The sequence below is a fragment of the Streptomyces sp. NPDC001480 genome, assembly GCF_042894725.1.
Classification (GTDB): domain Bacteria; phylum Actinomycetota; class Actinomycetes; order Streptomycetales; family Streptomycetaceae; genus Streptomyces.
The window spans coordinates 341,679-357,958 of record NZ_JBIAVX010000005.1; the positions used below are offsets into that span (position 1 = coordinate 341,679).

A 16,280-nucleotide genomic window follows, 5' to 3' on the forward strand; every position below is an offset into this window, starting at 1 on the left:
GGCATGCTCACACTGCATCACCGGGCCGCCGGCGTCTGCCGTCGGCGGAGATCGGCACGCCGGCTGGTCGCTGCCGCCCGGTCCGCGCACACCCGGGCGGCGGCCCGGTTCCCGGTGGTCACCCACCTCGCGGACCGCTTGCTGTCGGTGAACATCTTCGACTCCGCCACGCGCCTGGCGGCGCAGTGCTTCCTGACCGCGGTTCCGCTGCTCTTCGTGGTCGGGGCGTACGCTCCCCCTGCGGTACGGCAGCAGCTCGTCACCTCGGTGCGCACCGTCTTCGGGGTCACGGGCGCCGCGAACGCCCAGCTCGTACACGCGCTCACGCCCACGACGGGTGATCTGCGGCAGGCGACCGGTGTGGTGGGCGGGCTGATGGTGCTGCTCTCGGCCACCGCCGTCAGCAGGGCGATGCAACGCCTGTGCAAACGCGCCTGGGAGATCCCCCGGGCGGGAACCCGGACCGCCCCCTGGCGCTGGCTGGCCTGGCTCGTACTGTGGCTGGGGGCACTGCTGGTGCAGGGCCCCATGCGCGACGGGTTCGGCGTCGGGGCCTGGCTGGGGATCCCGGTCACGCTGGTCGGTCTGACGGGGCTGTGGTGGTGGACCCAGCACCTGCTGCTCGGCGGCCTGATCGCCTGGAAGCCGCTGCTGCCCGGCGCGGTCATCACAGCTGTCGCCGTCACCACGCTGAGCGTGACCGCACGGTTGTACCTGCCGCGGGCACTCAACCACGCCCTCGCCGAGTACGGCTCCCTCGGCTCGGTGTTCATCATGCTGTCGTGGCTGATCGTGGTCTGCGTGGCCGTCGCGATCAGCATCAGCGCCGGCGCCGTGGCGGCCCAGGAACCACCACTGGCCACCCGCCTCGAAAGCCCACCTCCGGCCCGGGACCGGATTGCCCATCCCTGACCCCGCCTGCCACGGCGCTCCCTCCGGCTCAGGAAGTCAGCACGCCGATGCCGTCCCCCAGCAGTTTCAGCCCGAACACGAAGAGCAGGACCGCCATGACAGCCGTGTTGTGCCGTGCCGCCCATTCCCTCCAGTTGCCCAGCATGTTCTTCGCCCGCTCGCCCATGACCAGGTAGACCCCCAGCGGAATCAGCAGCCCGAGGGAAGCGATGAGGACGAAAATCGCGAGCGCGCCGATCTGCTCGCCGACCGGAATTCCCGACGAACTGATGGTTATTGCCGCAGCAATGGTCAGCGGGGCGTTCTTCAGGTTTCCGGCAGACAGCAAGAGAGCCAGAAGGAATGTCTTCACCGGGGTGAAGCGGTCGAGCGCGGCCATCCACTTGGGCAACTGCGCCTGCGTGACATCGGCGGGACGGCGACGCCACAGCCGCACGCCGAGGAGAACCAGTGCCGGCCCCAACGCGAGCTTGAGGGCCCCCACCCAGTCGGCCGGCTGCCCCTTGACGGCGGCATCCCCTTGACCGCCGATGACCAGCGTCACCGCGCCCAGGGCCGACAGCCCCACCACCCAGCCGGCCGCGAACACCAGTCCGTTCAGGCGTCCGCGAGGCGTTGCCAGCACGATGATGACGGCGATGATCGGAAGCGGACTGACGGCGACACCGGCCGCCAGGCCCAGCACATCACCCAGCACTTGACCCATGCGGCAAGCATCGGCGACGGCGCTCGGCCTCGGCCGCACGGGCGCGGCGAGCGGGTGAACACCGCTCACGGCCGCGCTGGTTCCCCGCGTGCGGGCGGTGTACGCGCGGGATAGGCTTTTCCGGTCGAAGTCAGGTCCTCTGGGCGGTATTTCCGGGCGGTATTGCAGGCGCCGGTCGCCTTGTTCGCGACGATCAATTGTTTCTGCGGAGACCCGACGTTCTCAGGGTCCGCAGCTCGCATTCCCTGTGGAGGTCGGGATGAGAGTTGTCGTTGATCTTTCCCGATGCGAAGGCTATGCGCAGTGCGCCTTCCTGGCTCCGGACGCTTTCCGGATGCACGGCGAGGAAGCGCTGATGTACGACCCGAACCCCGACGACGCCCACCGCGACCAGGTACTGCGCGCCGCGGCGGCCTGCCCCGTCCAGGCGATTCTGGTCGACCAGCTGGAGGGACGGGGCGTACCGGTGGCGGCGTCGAAGCCATGACCAGCGCCGACACCCTGCGAGCGTTCAAGCGCGACGGCCGCATCGTGGTCGTCGGGGCGTCACTGGCGGGACTGCGGGCCGCGGAGGCCCTGCGCGACGAGGGTTTCACCGGATCGCTGACCATGATCGGTGACGAGCCGTGCGAGCCCTACGACCGGCCTCCCCTGTCCAAGCAGGTACTGACCGGGTGGGTGCCGGCCGGGGGGACCATGCTGCCGCGACGTCGTGACATCGACGCGGAGTGGCTGCTGGGCGTGCCCGCCGCCGGGCTGGACCTGGCGGCCAACCAGGTGCGGCTCGCCGACGGACGCGAGGTTCCCTTCGACCGGGTGCTGATCTCCACCGGGGTACGGGCCCGGCCGTGGTTCGTCGAGTCCGAGGCGTCCCTGGACGGTGTGTTCGTCGTACGGACGCGCGAACACGCCGAGAGTCTTCAGCGGGCCCTGGCCGCAGGCCCCTCCCGCGTACTGGTCATCGGCGCGGGATTCACCGGGTCCGAGATCGCCTCCATCTGCCGTGAGCGGGACATCCCGGTGACCGTCGCCGAACTCGCGCCGGCCCCGCTGGTCGGGGCGCTCGGCGCCATGATCGGTGAGGTCGCGGCGGACATGCAGCGCGCCCACGGCGTCGACCTGCGCTGCGGTGTCAAGGTCACCCGGCTGGAGGGCGACACGCAGGGGCACTTCCGCCGGGCCCACTTCGACGACGGCAGCACCGTCGACGCCGACGTGGCGGTGGTGGCGCTCGGGGGCATCCGCAACACCGAGTGGCTGCGGGGCTCGGGACTGGCGGCGGGGGTCTGGGGGATCGCCTGCGACACGGGCTGCCGTGCCCTCACCCTCGACGGCCTGCTCACCGACGACGTCTTCGTCGCCGGGGACGTGGCGCGCTGCCCGAACCCGGTCTACGAGTACCGGCTCATCTCGCTGGAGCACTGGGCCAATGCCGTGGAACAGGCGGAGGTCGCGGCGCACAACATGGTCAGCGGCCAGGCGGACCGCTGGCCCCACCTGTCCATCCCGGTGTTCTGGTCGATCCAGTTCGGCGTCAACATCAAGTCCGTCGGCGTACCGACCTTCGCCGACGAGGTGGTCGTCACCCAGGGCTCGGTGCCCGACCGCCGTTTCGTCGCCGCGTACGGCTACCAGGGCCGCGTGACCGCGGCGGTCAGCTTCAACAACGCGAAGTGGCTCGACCACTACCGCCGGCTGATCGAGACGGCCGCGCCGTTCCCGCCGCCCTGTCCCACGCCCGACCAGCCCGTCGACGTGAAGCCGGTGCCCGTCGACTTCCCCGGCCCGACCCTGCTCGCCCAGGGCGCCACCGTGGTCGTCACCGGCCACGACCCGGGTGAGCGGCGGGTCACGGCCGCTTACCAGCACCACCACCACCGGTAGGAGGGAAAGCGAGATGACCACGACCGAGACACCGGACACCCTCCACCGGATCCTCGACTACTCCTCCCGGCCCGACCCGTACCCGCTGTACGCCGAGCTGCGCGAGACGCCGGTGGCCCGGCAGGAGGACGGCAGCTACGTCGTCAGCACCTACCGCGAGCTCACGGACCTGCTGCACGACCCGCACCTGAGCTCCGACGTCCGCAATCTGTCGCATCCGATGCCCTCGGTCGAGGAAGGGACCACGCCGGCGTTCATCAACATGGACCCGCCCGAGCACGACCGCCTGCGGCGCATGGCGATGCGCCACTTCGGCCCCCCGCACACCCCGGGGCTGGTGGCGGGACTGGATGACGACCTGGCCGCCGTCGTGGGCGGCCTGATCGACGACTTCGCGGGCAAGGAACAGATCGACATCGTCGACGACTTCGCCTACCCGTTCCCCGTCACCGTGATCTGCCACCTGCTCGGCGTGCCACGCGAGGACGAGCCCAGGTTCCGCGTGTGGGTGAACGACCTCATCAACTCGATCGACTACAACCCCAAGACCGACCCGAAGGAAAAACTGGAGAACGGGCTCCAGGCCCGCAAGGACCTGCGCCAGTACCTCGGCGGACTGCTGGAGCAGCGCCACGGCCGGCCGGGCGAGGACCTGCTGGCACGGATGGTCAACGACGACGGGCCGGACGGGCGGATGACCGACGACGAGATCATCTCCACCGCCAACCTGCTGCTGATCGCCGGCCACGAGACCACCGTCAACCTCATCACCAACGGGATGCTGACGCTGCTGCGCAACCCGCAGGTGCTCCAGCGACTGCGCGACGACCCGGACCTGGTCGTCCCACTGGTGGAGGAACTGCTGCGCTACGAGCCCCCCGTGCACATCATTCCCTGGCGGGCGGCTTACAGCGACATCACCGTCGCCGACACCGTCATCCCCAAGGGCTCGCAGATCATGCTGATGCTGGCCTCGGGCAGCCGCGACCCGGACCGCTTCCACGATCCCGACCGCTTCGACCCCGACCGGCGCGACAACCAGCACCTCGGCTTCGGCAGCGGCATCCACCTGTGCTTCGGCGGCCCGCTGGCCCGACGGGAGACCCAGATCGCCCTGACCGAGCTCGTACGCCGCCTCGACCGCCCCAGCCTCGTCACCGACCCACCGCCGTACCGGCGAAGCCCCGTCCTTCGCGGGCCGGTCCATCTGCACATCGAGCACCGATGAGTTCTGGAGCCCGGTCGGGTCTACCTCCCACAAGCGAAAGCCGCGAGCTCTGTGAGGGGACCATGACCACCCACCACGCACTGCCACCCGTCGTCGACGCCGCGACCTGGAACCACCGACTCGAGGCACTGCGTGCCCGGGAGAAGGCCGCGACGCGGGAGCTCGACGCCATCGCCGCCGAGCGCCGTCGCCTGCCGATGGTCGAGATGCCCGAGTACACCCTCGAGGGCGAGGACGGCCCCGTCCGGCTGGCGGACGTCTTCGAAGGCAGGAGGCAGCTGATCGTCTACAACCACATGTGGTTCGCCGGCAAGGAATGGCAGTGCCCGGGCTGCACGGGGTTCACCTCGCAGTTCACCCGCCTGGAGTTCCTGGACAACTACGACGCGCGCTTCGTCGTCGTCACCCAGGGCCCGATCGAAGAGGCACTCGCCTACAAGCAGCGGGTCGGCAACCGGATGGCCTGGTACTCGACCGCCAACAGCTCGTTCGGGGCCGACGTCGGCGCACCGCCCGACGGAGGATTCGCGGTCAACGTGTTCCTGCGCGACGGCGCCACGGTCTACCGCACCTGGCACACCAACGGCCGGGGCACCGAACAGCTCAGTCACACCTTCGCGCTGATCGACCTCCTGCCGTACGGACGGCAGGAGGAATGGCAGGACTCCCCCGACGGCTGGCCCCAGTCGCCCACCTACAGCCGCTGGGCGACGTCCAAGGACATCGCGGCGCTCTACGGCCCGGGCTCCGGCGACAGCTGACCCACCCGGACCGTCAGCCGACCGGGTCGGCCACCGGGCCGCGGATCCGCCGTTCGATCTCGTCCCCGGATCGGGCGAACCGCATCGACCCCCTGCCCGGCAGGGTCGTCGAGTTGCCAGTCAGCCATCCGGGAGCGCCCGGCGTTGTGGACGCAGCCGAACAGAACCGACGGTCGTGAAACCGGGAAAGTCATCGGCCGACCGTGCCGAGGCTTCTTCGACGGGCCCGGTGGCGTACGCGGTCTCCCCACAGGACACCGGCACCGCGGCCTGACCCACCCTGTCGTCACTCCACTTCGATGCCGTACTCCTGGACGAGCTGCTCCAGCCCGCCCGTGTACCCCTTCCCTCCGAGCACGAAGTCCCAGTCGCCATTGGGCCTGCGCCGGAAGGAGCCGAGCACCAATGCGGTCTCGCCGGAGCGGCCGTCGGAGACTTCGAGTCGGCCCAGCTCGGTCATTGCCGGGTCCAGCAACCGGATGCACGCATCGGTGAATCCGGACAGGTCGGCTTCCGGGTTCACCTCCGGGTCGACGGCCGCCACGAGCACGAACCGATCAGCCGCCTCCGGCAGCGCGTCGAAGGAAACACGGATCGCCGCCTTGTCCGGCGCCGCAGCCGGCACCGCGCGTACCGAACCGTCCGGGCTCTGCGGATTGTTGAAGAAGACGAAGTGGTCTTCGCTCAGGACCCGGTTGCCACGGCAGACAAGAGCGCATACGTCCAGTGCGACACTGCCGGACCAGCTCATGCCCAACACGTTGTGGTCGTCGGGCGCTGTTGCGGGACCGGACGGCGACGGCTGCGCCGGAGTCGCTCGCCCGCCCTCCCCCAGGCGCCCACGAAGCCCGTGCCGGTGCAGGAGGTCGACGAGTTCACCGCCCGAGATGAGCTCCAGGGGCTTGCCCCGGGCGAATGTGTGTGAGCCGGGGCCGAAGCCCGCCGTGGTCACCAGCACTCCCTTGTTGGCACCGACGTCCTGGACCGTCCCGTACAGGTCACGCACCGCGGTGGGCGGCACCGTGCTGCGGTAGCGCTTCACCTGTACGACGATCTTGCCGCCTCGGATGGGCGTCGGGTCCAGCGCGTCGACATCCACGCCGCCGTCATTCGAGCGCTGGGTCGTCACAGCCTGCATGCCCATGGCGCGGAACAGGTCGGCGACGAGCGACTCGAATTCGATCGGATCCATGTCATACAGATCCGGGTCCTCATCACCGCCGTGGGTGACGATGTGGTTCCCGACGTCCTGAGGCTTTCGGCCCGGGCGTACGGAGGTGAGCTGCTCAGGGCGGGACGCGAGCCGGCCCCTCAACGCGCCGGTCAGACAACTGACCGCGTCCACCTGTTCCAGGTGCAGGCCGGTGAACGCCGCCCGCTGGGCCATGGCGGTCGCAAGGAAGATGTGCGTGCGCCTGCCCGTCGCCGGATCGTGGGCGTCGACGAAGCCGTTCAGGGCCACCGAGTCGAGGATGCCGTACTCGTCCGCCGCGAAGAGCTGACGCAGGACCAGCAGCAGGCTCTGCGCGAGCACCTCTCGGTACAGCCCACGGCGCTGGGTAACGGGACGTGCGGTTTCCTTGTACTCGTCCTGGGCGGGCACGTACCTTACGGATTTCGCCTCGGGGACCACGTCGTACCCCGGCAGCTCCCAGTCCAGAACAAGCTGCCGCGCCGCCGAGTCGAAGGCCGCCGCGACCTGCCGGGGAAACCCTTCAGGCCAGGCAGTCGACGAGTAGAGAGCGGCGGAGAAGTACTCGACCACGGAGTCAGGGTCGCCCCGTCTGACGCCCTCGGTCACCTCGGCGATGCCGGCATTGCGCCGACGCACCTCCGCACGCTGAGCCCCGGTCCTCTGCTCGTAGTCCCGCTGGAGGGCCGCCAACCGCTGCCGCCGCTGCGCCTCGGCGGCTTGCGCGGCATGCCAGTCCCGTTCGAACCGAGCCCGTGCCTCCGCCTCGGCCTGTGCACGCCTGTTCGCGGTCCAGCCTCCCTGCGCCTGGTACTGGCTCGGATCCGGCATGCGCACGGGCCAGGCGAGTTGTCCCGGGTCGAACGGCGGGATCTCCTCCGTGCGCATCAGGGACGACGCCCTGAAGGCCGGCGCCTGGCAACCCGCGGCCAGCAACCCCTGCAAGGCGGCGACCTGCCCGTCCAGCTCCTCCGTGCGCCGCCTCGCCTCTGCCTGTCGGTACTGCCGGTGCTCTTGAGCGGCAAGTCGTTGGCAGGCCCGCGCCTGTCGGTCCTCTTCCCGGCGCCGTCTGGCCTCGGCTTCCACTTGACGCTGGTGCTGACGCTGCATTTCTGCCCAGGCACCGACAAAACCAGCAGAGCGACGACTCATGCGCTACAGGCCCTCCCCAGGACGTCGGCACAGCCGACCAAGCTCTGGTTGCCCCCACAACCAGTAGTAACCGAACGACTTTACCCGGCAATCGCTGGTACGGACATCAACTTGCCAAAGGCAACTTGCTGGCTGAGCAGCACCCCGACCGGCGGAGTGCGGCGGCAAAGATCCCTTGAATGGGCGATGATCGGCACCCGTCGTACCTGTGATGCTGGACGCGACGGCCTGGCCACCGGCAGGTCACCCCCATCATCAGGAGTGATCGCATCATGAACACGATGCGCGCGGTCCGCGGGCACCGGCGCGGGGGCCCCGACCAACTGGTCTACGAGAGAGCACCGCGTCCCGAGCCCGGCTCCGACGACGTCGTCGTCGCGGTACTGGCCGCCTCCATCACCACCGGAGAACTCGCTTGGGACGCCACCTGGACCGACAGCTTCGACGGATCCGGGCAGGACCGGACGCCCGTCATTCCCGCACACGAGGTGTCCGGCGTCGTGGTCGAACAGGGGGCCGGCGTCACGGCTCCCGCCGTGGGTGCCGAGGTGTACGGGCTCATCCCGTTCCTGCGTGACGGAGCCGCCGCCGAGTACGTCGCCGTGCCGGCCGGAATCCTCGCCGCCAAACCGGACGGGCTGGACCACCAAAGCGCGGCGGCCGTCCCCCTGGCGGCGCTCACGGCATGGCAGGGACTGGTCGACCGGGCCCACCTGGAGCCCGGCCAGCATGTCCTCGTCCACGGCGGCGCCGGAGGCGTCGGCTCGTTCGCCGTGCAGATCGCCGCCGCGCTGGGCGCGACGGTCACCGCGACCGCCTCGGCCCGCGACACCGAGTTCGTCGCGGGCCTCGGCGCCCAGAACGTCATCGACTACGCGGGCGGCCGGTTCGACGACCAGGTGAACGACGTGGACGTCGTGTTCGACACGGTGGGCGGCGACACCCAGGCCCGCTCCTGGGGCGTTCTGCGCCCGGGCGGCGTCCTCGTCAGCATCGTCGCACCCCCCGACCCCGACGCGGCCCAGGACCCTGGCACACACGGAGTGTTCTTCGTCGTCGAGCCGGACCGCGACGGACTCGACGCCATCAGCGAGCTGATCACGAGCGGACGGCTGAGCCCGCAGATCGACCGGGTCGTTCCCCTGGAGCAGACCCGCGCCGCGTACGAGGCGCTTGAGCGGGAGCACCGGCGCGGCAAGATCGTCATCCACGTCGCGGACGGATGACCAACCGCGGCCCCGCAGGCACACACCGTGGCGCCGTGGAGTGACCCTCGCTTCTCGGGCCGACGCCACAGCGCCTCACCCACGTCAGTGCGCGTGACCGCTCGGCGCCGGCGCGGCGTTCTTGACCGTCAGGGGCAGGAGCTTCTTGCCGGTCGGGCCGATCTGGATGCTGGTGTCCATCTGCGGGCAGACCCCGCAGTCGAAGCACGGTGTCCAGCGGCAGTCGTCGACCTCCGTCTCGTCGAGGGCGTCCTGCCAGTCCTCCCAGAGCCAGTCCTTGTCGAGGCCGGAGTCGAGGTGGTCCCAGGGGAGGACCTCCTCGTAGGTGCGCTCGCGGGTGGTGTACCAGTCGACGTCGACGCCGTAGGGGGCGAGGGCCTTGTCGGCGCAGGCCATCCAGCGGTCGTAGGAGAAGTGCTCGCGCCAGCCGTCGAAGCGGCCGCCGTCGTCGTAGACGGCGCGGATGACGGCGCCGATGCGGCGGTCGCCGCGGGACAGGAGGCCCTCGACGATGCCGGGCTTGCCGTCGTGGTAGCGGAAGCCGATCGAGCGACCGTACTTCTTGTCGCCGCGGATCTTGTCGCGGAGCTTCTCGAGGCGGGCGTCCGTCTCCTCGGCGGAGAGCTGGGGAGCCCACTGGAAGGGCGTGTGGGGCTTGGGGACGAAGCCGCCGATCGAGACGGTGCAGCGGATGTCGTTCGAGCGGGAGACCTCGCGGCCCTTGGCGATGACCTTCGTCGCCATGTCGGCGATCTGGAGGACGTCGTCGTCCGTCTCCGTGGGGAGGCCGCACATGAAGTACAGCTTCACCTGGCGCCAGCCGTTGCCGTAGGCCGTGGCGACCGTGCGGATGAGGTCGTCCTCCGAGACCATCTTGTTGATGACCTTGCGGATGCGTTCGGAGCCGCCCTCCGGGGCGAAGGTGAGGCCCGACCGGCGGCCGTTGCGGGTCAGCTCGTTGGCCAGGTCGATGTTGAAGGCGTCGACGCGGGTGGAGGGGAGGGAGAGGCCGATCTTGTCTTCCTCGTAGCGGTCGGCCAGGCCCTTGGCGATGTCGCCGATCTCGGTGTGGTCGGCGGAGGAGAGGGACAGCAGGCCCACCTCCTCGAAGCCCGTCGCCTTCAGGCCCTTGTCGACCATCTCGCCGATGCCGGTGATCGAGCGCTCGCGCACCGGGCGGGTGATCATGCCCGCCTGGCAGAAGCGGCAGCCGCGGGTGCAGCCGCGGAAGATCTCCACCGACATGCGCTCGTGGACCGTCTCGGCGAGCGGGACGAGGGGCTGCTTGGGGTAGGGCCACTCGTCCAGGTCCATGACCGTGTGCTTCGACACGCGCCACGGCACGCCCGACTTGTTGGGGACCACTCGGGCGATACGGCCGTCGGGGAGGTACTCGACGTCGTAGAAGGCCGGGATGTAGACGGCGCCGGTCTTCGCCAGGCGGAAGAGGACCTCCTCGCGGCCGCCGGGGCGGCCCTCCGCCTTCCACTCCTTGATGATCCGCGTCATGTCGAGCACGGCCTGCTCGCCGTCACCGATGACCGCCGCGTCGATGAAGTCGGCGATGGGCTCCGGGTTGAAGGCCGCGTGGCCGCCTGCCAGGACGATCGGGTCGTCGACCGTACGGTCCTTGGACTCCAGGGGGATACCGGCCAGGTCCAGGGCCGTGAGCATGTTCGTGTAGCCCAGCTCCGTGGAGAAGCTGAGGCCGAAGACGTCGAAGGCCTTCACCGGGCGGTGGCTGTCCACCGTGAACTGCGGGACGCCGTGCTCCCGCATCAGCGCCTCCAGGTCCGGCCACACGCTGTACGTGCGCTCGGCGAGGACGCCCTCCTGCTCGTTGAGGACCTCGTAGAGGATCATGACGCCCTGGTTGGGCAGGCCGACCTCGTACGCGTCCGGGTACATGAGCGCCCAGCGGACGTCACAGCTGTCCCACGGCTTGACGGTCGAGTTGAGCTCGCCGCCTACGTACTGGATCGGCTTCTGCACATGCGGGAGCAGGGCCTCGAGCTGTGGGAAGACCGACTCGACAGACATCGCGGGGGTTACCTTCGTGAGCTGACAGGGGTGACCATCAAGCGTAACCCGGCCGGAGGCCTCCCCCGTACGCCCCGGGAGAACCGGAGGGCCTCAGACGAGCACCCGCGACCGCGCCTTCTCCCACACCCGCGGCAGCTCCGCCTCCACCGCCGCCGCCCGCTGCTCCTCACGCCCGTACAGCAGTCCCCAGGTGAACGTGTCCTCCTCCGCCGCGTGCGCCACGGCGGAGAGCTCGCGCAGGGCGAGGCGGGCCATGACGCTGTCCTGGTGGTCGCCGAGCAGCTGGGTCAGGGACTTCATGGCCTTGGTCAGGGCGGCGGCCGGGTGGCCGAGGGCCGGGGTGGCCGCCTCCGCCGTGTAGCGGGTGCGCTTGGCCTTCTTGCGGGCCTCGTGGATGGCGACGTCCCGGTCCTGACCGGGCGGTGTGTCGATCGCCTGCTCGATGAGCCCGGAGACGCGGCGGGACTCCTTGCGGACGGCCTTGGCGATCGCCTTGGACGGCTTGCCGCCGGCCGCCTTCCGCAGCGGCGGGTCGGTGACCAGGGCGTCCAGGGCGTCGAGCAGCGCCAGATGGCGTGCGGAGTCCAGTACGCCGATCAGGTGCGGCCGGGAGCCGCCGCGCCGCCCCTCCGCCCATGTGTGCAGCCGGTCGGCGACCGGGCCGTGGACCAGGGCGTCCGGAAGCGCGTCAAGGTCCGCGGTCAGACGCTCGGCCAGCACCTCCCGGTCTCGGTCCACCCCGAGCTCGGCCGCCAGCCACTTCAGCTCCGCGCCGATCGGCTCGGTGACGGCCCGGTCGAACAGCGAGCGGTAGGCGCGCAGGGCGCTGCGGGCCCGGCGGGTGGCGACCCGCATCTGGTGCACGGAGTCCTCGACGTCCCTGCGTACGGCCGGGTCGAGCTCGACGATCGCGTCGCGCTGGGCGCGGATGTAGGCGAGGACGTGGTCGCCGGCGGTGACGGGCCGGGCGGGCTCCCGCCGGCGCTGCCCCTTCTTGCCCTTCGACGCGCCCCCCTTCGGCGCGGTCTCCGTGAGCGCCCGGGCCAGCTTCGACGGTGACTTGGACGGCCGTACGTCGGCCTTGCGCAGCCGCTTGTCCACCAGGTCGAGGAAGGCCGGGTCCCCGCCGTCGGCGAGCTCCACCTCGATCTCGGTCCACTGGGCCAGGCCGCCCTCGCCGGTGAGCCGCTCCGCGGTCACGGCGTCCACGCTGGCCTCGGCGAGCAGCAGGCCGTCGGCGTCGACGAGGTGGCGTACGTCGCGGACGGAGCGGAGCCGGACCACGGGGACCAGTTCGGCGTCGCGGACGCGGGAGCGGAGCAGGGGGGTGAGGTCGTCCGGGACCGTGTCCGAGAGGGGGGCCCGGATCTCGTCGCGCACTCCCGGGGCGACCGGGAGTTTGAGGTGCCAGCCCGCGTCGGAGCCGCCGGTGCGGCGGCGCAGGGTGACACCGGTGGCGGCGAGGCGCTCGTCCGGCGTGTCGTAGTAGGTGGCGTCCAGTTCCACGACGCCCTTGTCGAGGACGCCCGTCACCCCGCCGACGCCGGTCAGGTCGGGCAGGCCGCTGTCGTCGGACTCGTACTTGCGTTCGATCTCCCGCTTCGTATCCGCCATGAACCGAATCTAGCCCCGATCCGCCCGGGTACGCCCTCCCCCAGTGACATCGGCTACGCGGACATCGGCCGCTGCACCCTTACGCCGACATCGGCCGCTGCACCCTGATCGACTGGAGGAGTCCCACCGCCACCCACACCGCGAACATCGACGATCCGCCGTAGGAGACGAACGGCAGCGGCAGGCCGGTGACCGGCATGATGCCCAGGGTCATGCCGATGTTCTCGAAGGCCTGGAAGGCGAACCAGGCCACGATCCCGGCGGCCACGATCGTGCCGTACAGCTCGGTCGTCTCGCGGGCGATGCGGCAGGCGCGCCAGAGCACGACGCCCAGCAGCAGGATGATCAGGCCCGCGCCGACGAAGCCGAGCTCCTCCCCCGCGACGGTGAAGACGAAGTCGGTCTGCTGCTCGGGCACGAACTGGCCGGTGGTCTGTGAGCCGTGGAAGAGGCCCGCGCCGGTCAGGCCGCCGGAGCCGATCGCGATGCGGGCCTGGTTGGTGTTGTAGCCGACGCCGGCCGGGTCGAGGTCGGGGTTGGCGAAGGCCGCGAAGCGGTTGATCTGGTACTCGTCCAGGATGTGCAGCTGCCAGACCGCGATCGCGCCCAGTGCGCCCGCGCCGAGCAGGCCGAACACCCACCGGTTGGAGGCGCCGGAGGCGAGCAGGATGCCCAGGATGATGATCACCATGACCATGACCGAGCCGAGGTCGGGCATGAGCAGCACGATCATGATGGGTACGGCGGCCAGGCCGAGGGCCTGCACGACGGTGCGGTGGTCGGGGTACTTCTTGTCGCCGGCGTCGACGCGGGCCGCGAGCAGCATCGCCATGCCCAGGATGATCGTGATCTTCACGAACTCCGAGGGCTGGAGGGAGAAGCCGCCGCCGAGCACGATCCAGGAGTGGGCGCCGTTGACGGTGGAGCCGAGCGGGGTGAGCACCAGCAGGATGCCGAAGACGGAGAGGCCGTAGAGGATCGGCACGACGTTGCGCAGGGCGCGGTGGCCGAGCCAGATGGTGCCGACCATCAGGGAAAGCCCGATGCCGGTGTTCATCAGATGCCGGAGCAGGAAGTAGTACGGGTCGCCCTGGTTGATCTCGGTGCGGTTGCGGGTCGCGGAGTAGACCAGCAGCGAGCCGAGCCCCGACAGGGCGAGGCACGCGAGCAGTATCGGCCAGTCCAGCCGGCGGGCCACGGAGTCACGGGCGAGGAGCCGGGTCCAGCCGGCCCGCTCGGGGCCGTACCCGGAGACGGAGAAGCTGTTGCCGGTCATGCGGGCATCCTCCGGCTTCCCCTCTTGCGAGGTCGCCTGCGGGTGTTGCGGTTGCCGGTCTCGGGCGAGGCGGTGGTCGCCGCGGGCTGGGACTCGTCCGGGGAGGGCGAGCCGGACGGGGTGGCCTGGACGTCCTTGGCCGGGTCGCGGGAGACCTTCCCGGCGGCGATCGTGCCGTCGTCACGGACCTTGGGCAGGCCCTTCTGCGGGGTGGGCAGCAGCGCCTTCTTCTTGTCGATCGAGCCGTCGGACTGGACGCCGTAGAGCGCGCTGTAGATGTTGCGCACGGCCTCACCGGAGGCGCCGGAACCCGTACCGGCCTGGGCGATGGTCATGATGACCGTGTAGTCCTTGGAGTAGGTGGCCAGCCAGGACGTGGTCTGCTTGCCGTAGACCTCGGCGGTACCGGTCTTGGCGTGCAGCGCGATCTTGTCCTGCGGCCAGCCGCCGAACTTCCAGGCGGCGGTACCGCGGGTGATGACGCCCGCGAAGGCCTCGTTCATGCCCTTGAGGGTGGCCTGGCTGACCGGCAGCTTCCCGGTCTTCTTCGGCTTGATCTCCTGGACGCTCTTGCCGTCGGGGCTGATGACCGCCTTGCCGATGGTCGGCTGGTACATGGTGCCGCCGTTGGCGACGGCGCCGTACATCACGGCCTCCTGGATCGGGGTGACGAGGGTGTCGCCCTGGCCGATGGAGTAGTTGATCTCGTCACCCTCGCGCATCTTGTTGCCCTCGAGGCAGTTCTCGTACGCGATCCTCTCCACGTACGAGCCGTTCTTCTTGCCGGTCTTGCACCAGGCGTCCTTGTTGGCCTTCCAGTAGTTCAGCTTCCACTGGCGGTCGGGGACGCGGCCGGTGACCTCGTTGGGCAGGTCGACGCCGGTCTCCTTGCCGAGGCCGAACTGGTGGGCGGTCTTGAAGAAGTAGTCCTTCGGCTCGCCCTTCTTGGGGTTGATGCCGCCGTCCTTCTTCCACTCGCGGTCGGCGAGGCCGTAGAAGACGGTGTCGCAGGAGACCTCCAGGGCCCGGCCGAGCGAGATCGGGCCGAAGTTCTCGCCCTCGAAGTTCTTGAAGACCTGGCCGCCCACCGAGTACGAGCTGGTGCACGGGTAGCCGCCGTCCCAGACGTAGCCGGCCTGGACCGCGGCGGCCGTGGAGACCACCTTGAAGGTCGAGCCGGGTGCGGCCTGACCCTGTATGGCCCTGTTGAGCAGCGGGTAGTCGGAGTTCTTGCCGGTCAGGGCCTTGTAGTCCTTGCCGGAGATACCGCCGACCCAGACGTTGGGGTCGTAGGTCGGGGCGGACGCCATGGCGACGATCCGGCCGGTCTTGGCCTCCATCACGACGACGGCGCCTGAGTCGGCCTTGTAGTTCTCGCCGGTGATCTTGTCGTACTGCTGGCGGGCGACCTTCATGGCGTGGTCCAGCTCGTACTCGGCGACCCGCTGGACGCGGGAGTCGATGCTGGTGACGAGGTTGGCGCCGGGCTCGGCGGCGTCCGACTCGGCCTTGCCGATGACACGGCCGAGGTTGTCCACCTCGTAGCGGGTGACGCCGGCCTTGCCGCGCAGCTCCTTGTCGTACTGGCGCTCCAGGCCGCTGCGGCCGACCATGTCGGACCGCAGGTAGGGCGAGTCGGTGTCCTTGGCCTGCTGGATCTCGTTGTCGGTGACCGGCGAGAGGTAGCCGAGGACCTGCGCGGTGTTGGCCTTGCCGGGGGCCGGGTAGCGGCGCACGGCCTCGGGTTCGGCGGTGATGCCGGGGAAGTCCTCGGCGCGCTCACGGATCTGGAGGGCCTGCTTGGGGGTGGCCTCGTCGGTGATCGGGATCGGCTGGTAGGGGGAGCCGTTCCAGCACGGCTGCGGGGTCTTGGCGTCGCACAGCCGGACCTTCAGCATGACCTCCTTGGGGTCCATGCCGAGGACCCCGGCCAGCTTGGTGAGGACCGCCTTGCCGTCGTCCTTCTGCTTCAGCAGGTCGGTGCGGGAGGCGGAGACCACCAGCCGGGTCTCGTTGTCGGCGAGCGCGACGCCCCGCGCGTCCAGGATCGACCCGCGCACGGCGGGCTGGACGACCTGCTGGACATGGTTGCCGGACGCTTCCTTCTGGTACTCGGCGCCCTCGCGGATCTGAAGGTACCACAGCCGGCCGCCGAGGGTGCCGAGCAGGGAGAGGACGAGGATCTGGATCACGACGAGCCGGATCTGGACCCGTGGGGTCCGTCCGGTCTCGGGAATGTTGGTCACTGCGGCTGCCTCCCCCTCTCAGTGCGTGTATGTGTCATAT

At 70.0% G+C, this 16,280-nt stretch carries 12 protein-coding genes and 1 pseudogene; 6 read left to right on the forward strand and 7 right to left on the reverse strand.

From position 1 onward, the window contains the following. The first annotated feature begins 3 nt into the window (after window positions 1–3). Window positions 4–912 (forward strand): YhjD/YihY/BrkB family envelope integrity protein, encoded by a 909-nt coding sequence (locus ACFY01_RS14440; RefSeq protein ID WP_390736032.1) that lies wholly within the window; start codon window positions 4–6, stop codon window positions 910–912. Between the two features lie 28 nt (window positions 913–940). On the opposite strand, the gene ACFY01_RS14445 is transcribed toward ACFY01_RS14440, so the two are convergent. Then, window positions 941–1,618 carry a GAP family protein gene (locus tag ACFY01_RS14445; RefSeq protein WP_390736033.1) on the reverse strand — a complete coding sequence of 226 codons (678 nt, stop codon included), beginning with the start codon at window positions 1,616–1,618 and terminating at the stop codon, window positions 941–943. A 259-nt stretch (window positions 1,619–1,877) separates the two neighbouring features. Between ACFY01_RS14445 and ACFY01_RS14450 the strand changes: the two genes are divergently transcribed. From ACFY01_RS14450 to ACFY01_RS14465, 4 genes are all read left to right on the forward strand, one after another. Continuing rightward, window positions 1,878–2,105, forward strand: coding sequence for a ferredoxin (locus tag ACFY01_RS14450; RefSeq protein WP_390736034.1), 228 nt, complete (start codon window positions 1,878–1,880; stop codon window positions 2,103–2,105). After that, window positions 2,102–3,502 (forward strand): NAD(P)/FAD-dependent oxidoreductase, encoded by a 1,401-nt coding sequence (locus ACFY01_RS14455; protein WP_390736035.1) that lies wholly within the window; start codon window positions 2,102–2,104, stop codon window positions 3,500–3,502. The genes ACFY01_RS14450 and ACFY01_RS14455 overlap by 4 nt, the downstream gene beginning before the upstream one ends. Before the next feature lie 13 nt (window positions 3,503–3,515). Further along, a complete protein-coding gene (locus ACFY01_RS14460; protein WP_390736036.1) occupies window positions 3,516–4,730 on the forward strand; it encodes a cytochrome P450 in 1,215 nt (404 codons plus the stop codon). Between the two features lie 62 nt (window positions 4,731–4,792). Further along, window positions 4,793–5,491, forward strand: a complete 699-nt coding sequence (locus ACFY01_RS14465) for a DUF899 domain-containing protein (RefSeq protein ID WP_390736037.1) — start codon at window positions 4,793–4,795, stop codon at window positions 5,489–5,491. Window positions 5,492–5,504: 13 nt separating this feature from the next. On the opposite strand, the pseudogene ACFY01_RS14470 reads toward ACFY01_RS14465, so the two are convergent. Continuing rightward, a pseudogene (locus tag ACFY01_RS14470) lies at window positions 5,505–5,622 on the reverse strand (phosphotyrosine protein phosphatase); the annotation flags it as partial. A 155-nt stretch (window positions 5,623–5,777) separates the two neighbouring features. After that, window positions 5,778–7,835, reverse strand: a complete 2,058-nt coding sequence (locus tag ACFY01_RS14475) for a restriction endonuclease (protein WP_390736038.1) — start codon at window positions 7,833–7,835, stop codon at window positions 5,778–5,780. 272 nt (window positions 7,836–8,107) lie between these two features. Here ACFY01_RS14475 and ACFY01_RS14480 point away from each other — a divergent pair, with 272 nt between their 5' ends. Next, window positions 8,108–9,061 (forward strand): NADP-dependent oxidoreductase, encoded by a 954-nt coding sequence (locus ACFY01_RS14480; RefSeq protein WP_390736039.1) that lies wholly within the window; start codon window positions 8,108–8,110, stop codon window positions 9,059–9,061. Between the two features lie 84 nt (window positions 9,062–9,145). On the opposite strand, the gene ACFY01_RS14485 is transcribed toward ACFY01_RS14480, so the two are convergent. From ACFY01_RS14485 to mrdA, 4 genes are all read right to left on the reverse strand, one after another. Further along, window positions 9,146–11,101 carry a TIGR03960 family B12-binding radical SAM protein gene (locus ACFY01_RS14485; RefSeq protein WP_390736040.1) on the reverse strand — a complete coding sequence of 652 codons (1,956 nt, stop codon included), beginning with the start codon at window positions 11,099–11,101 and terminating at the stop codon, window positions 9,146–9,148. Window positions 11,102–11,194: 93 nt separating this feature from the next. Further along, window positions 11,195–12,718 carry a CHAD domain-containing protein gene (locus ACFY01_RS14490; RefSeq protein WP_390736041.1) on the reverse strand — a complete coding sequence of 508 codons (1,524 nt, stop codon included), beginning with the start codon at window positions 12,716–12,718 and terminating at the stop codon, window positions 11,195–11,197. Between the two features lie 79 nt (window positions 12,719–12,797). Further along, complete coding sequence (rodA, locus tag ACFY01_RS14495) at window positions 12,798–13,994, reverse strand: rod shape-determining protein RodA (RefSeq protein ID WP_390736042.1); 1,197 nt, start codon at window positions 13,992–13,994, stop codon at window positions 12,798–12,800. Then, window positions 13,991–16,240 (reverse strand): penicillin-binding protein 2, encoded by a 2,250-nt coding sequence (gene mrdA, locus ACFY01_RS14500; RefSeq protein WP_390736043.1) that lies wholly within the window; start codon window positions 16,238–16,240, stop codon window positions 13,991–13,993. Before mrdA ends, rodA begins: the two co-directional genes overlap by 4 nt. Between the last annotated feature and the right edge of the window lie 40 nt (window positions 16,241–16,280).